Source organism: Bacillus sp. AF62 (assembly GCF_050312695.1).
Lineage (GTDB): Bacteria > Bacillota > Bacilli > Bacillales > Bacillaceae_G > Bacillus_A > Bacillus_A cereus.
In genome coordinates this window covers 1-3,275 of the sequence record NZ_JBNPJZ010000177.1, presented here as the reverse complement: position 1 = coordinate 3,275, position 3,275 = coordinate 1, and the positions used below count along the sequence as shown (strand labels likewise).

Genomic DNA, 3,275 nt, shown 5'->3' with positions numbered 1-3,275 from the left:
TACTTGTATAATTATGTATCATAGAAAATATCCTTTTTTGTACAGATTATACCATAGATTCTAAACAGGTTCTAAGAGCCTATATTGAAATGGATAGAAAAAAATTGAATGAATTACAATACAAAAAATTTGATTTTGGAGAAGATCGAATTAAACATCCAGGTGCTAGTCAGGGAATGAAAGAGCGATATGACCTATATCGGTTTGACTTAAAAGAAGAAGAAAATGAGTATTACTATCGTGTGAAATATTTTGACCCTGTAGAAAATGCACAGATGGGAATGAAATTGAAAGTAGTAAAAGATGAAAAGGACAGGAAATGGAAAAATTACGAATGGAACTGGGATGGCCATAATAGTTTAGATTCTATTGTGGGAAGTATAGAGCCAGTTCATGTTCATAAATGGGGGCAAAAGGAATGAAAAAACTTTTCTCTATTTGTATGATTCTTGTATTCTTTTTACTTCCGTTAGGGCCTCATGTAGCCCTAGCGGAAGATACAAAAAAGGAAGAAAAACAGGAACAAAAAGGGGCGCGAATTTCTGAAAATCTATTTAGTGGGTACACAGATGGGATTTACAAAGATAAGTATTACGAAATAGATACGTACCAGCCGAAAGAAGACGATAAAAACGTGTTTCAAAAAGTTGGTGGGTATTTGTTCGGTGATGATAGTGTAGGAAAAGACCTGCAAAGAATGTTATATACAACCTGTCAATGGTTTGGAAATATGGCTTTTCAGTTAAATGTGATTCTCGGCCAATTAACAATTTTTTTAGTCGATCAAGCGTTGAACCTGGATATTGTAGATGCGGTAGCGGATAAATTAGGAGCGGCTATGCAAAATATTGCTGGTATTGAAAAAGGCGGCTTTTTATCTTCTGGGCTATTCCCAGCAATTATCGGCATTGCATGTGTGTTATCAGCTTGTTACGCAGGCTATATCTTCTTTATTAAGCGCCAACCATCAAAAGGTTTAAGTGAGTTAGTGAAAACGGTACTTGTTATTGCTTTTATTGTTACGTACATTGGAAACGCAAGTACGATTTTAAAAAGTGCGAATACGATTAGTTCTGAAATTAGTGTAACGGTGTTAGCAAAAGCGACGGGAACGGTTGCGGGTGATCCAGGACGCTCTAAAGCGGATGCAATCTTTTCAGTGAAAAAGCAAATTTGGGATTTGTTAGTTGAACGACCATATTTATTTTTACAGTATGGAGAAGATTCAAAAGAAAAAATAGGAGCTAAAAGAGTAGATGGATTATTAGCGAAAGCACCAGGTAAAGAGCGTGATGATTTGGTTAGAAAAGAAGTAACAGATGATGGAAACCAAATGATGGTTATCTCTTCTGTAGGAGAGCGCCTTGTATTTACAATCATGTATTATGTTGTGAATACATTCGCAGGTGTTCCAGTAATCGCGTTTTGTTTACTGATTGTAGCATTCCAATTATGGTTCCTTGTCATGAGTATTATCTCACCAATCGTCATGGCGGTGGCTTTATTGCCAGGACACCGCAGAGTAATTGAAAGCTGGGCTTCACAATGGATTCGACCATTGGCATTAAAAATCTTTATGTCTGTTATGCTTGTCATCATCTTTACGATAGCAGAACTACTATACGTATTACCAGAAGCGGGAGTTGCAGGGTATGTGTCTACAATGATTTTCCAAATTCTTGTTTTTGTTCTTTGCTATCTGTTTAGAGGAAATATTGTTGCGGCCTTTAGTCGAGTACGTGGCGTGTATGAAACAGTCACAAATATATCTCTTATGACTGAAAACTTTGTAGATAAAGGAAAAGAGTACGCTGGAAACACAATGTCTTATATTGGAGACAAAATGGGAGCACATTTTAACAGCGCGGCTGAATTAGCGGCGGCAGGCGGACAGTTAGAAAATGCAGGGACAGACGACGAAAAGGCAAAAGCTAACCCGTTAGTGCAAGCAAATATACCGAACGATTTACCAAATAATCAAGCGGAACAAGAAAAAGAAGAAAATCAAAAGAAAGGAAACCTTATTTCCTTACAGGATCGTGATAAACAGGGGAATTTACCACAGCAAGGAGAGGAAGGAAAAGAACAAACGTTACCAGGTGAGGAAGAGGCGCCAGTGCAACAAGACCTTATCAGCTTAGATAAAGAAGCATTAGAACAAGAAATGGAAGGACAACAAGAAGGAACAGAGGTAGAAGAATCAGAAATGGAGGTTCAACCAGAGCTTGTATCTTTAGAAGATGAGGAAATCCCAACTGGGGAAGAAACACAAGCTGGTATGGAGGCTTATGAAGAAATTCAAACAGAAGTACCAGAACAAGAAGTTCCATTAGAAGAAATTCCGACTGATATAGAAGTACATGAAGAGGTACAACAAGAAGTACCAGAGCAAGAAATGCCATTAGAAGAAGTTCCAACTGATATGGAAGCATATGAAGAAATCCAAACAGAGGTACCAGAACAAGGAATACCACTTGAAGAAGTTCCGAGCGATATGGGAGTGTATGAAGAAATCCAGACAGAAGTACCAACGCAAGAACTTCCATTAGAGGAAGTACCAGCAGATCAAGAAACATTTAAAGAAATCCCATCCGATATCCCACAACAAGGCATTCCAACAGAAGAAATCCCGATGGAAATTTCAAGAGAAGAAATACAGCCAGAACAGGAAACTTCAACACATATTCCACAACAAGAAATCTCAACGCCAATTGAAACAGAGGCAAATGAACCTTTAATACCAGATACAATTCGTGCAGATGTAAATGAGGAAGGTGTCATTGTCCCTCATACACCAGAAACAACAAGTGCAGACATTCCAGACGCTATTCCTGCAAAAGTGAATGAAGCGGGGGAAATTGTCGCAAAAAATCTGATATAGATGTCGAGTCAACTGTACAAACGTCAAACTCTTCTGACTCATTCATCCCAACAGAATCCGTTACCACTTCTGATTTGGCACAAGTAAATGAGAAAGAAGTAAGCAAAAATGAGCCGATTCAAGAACAAGCGGTAACGACCGATACGCCAGATATACAATATGGAGCTATAGCGGTTGGAAGTGAAAACTGGATTCCGCCTAGTGATCCACAAAACTTAGATGGTTTGGAGCCACCAAAAAAGGGGGAGTAGAGTCCTAGTTTTATAGGGCTTTACTATCTTTTCATGAAAAAAAGGAGCGATATAGATATGAAACATTGGGGATTAACTTGTATGAAAATGGTGAGTATCAGTATTTTTCTTTGTATCGGGTGTTTGGGATGGATGAACATAAT

Annotated in this window: 2 pseudogenes; both read left to right on the top strand. The window is 38.2% G+C overall.

Annotation, left to right across the window (positions count from 1 at the left end):
* Nucleotides 1–71 precede the first annotated feature (71 nt).
* A pseudogene (locus ACQRBL_RS32000) lies at nt 72–422 on the top strand (hypothetical protein); the annotation flags it as partial.
* Nucleotides 419–3,132 (top strand): annotated as a pseudogene (locus tag ACQRBL_RS31995) (CD3337/EF1877 family mobilome membrane protein). The pseudogenes ACQRBL_RS32000 and ACQRBL_RS31995, both read left to right, overlap by 4 nt.
* Nucleotides 3,133–3,275 lie beyond the last annotated feature (143 nt).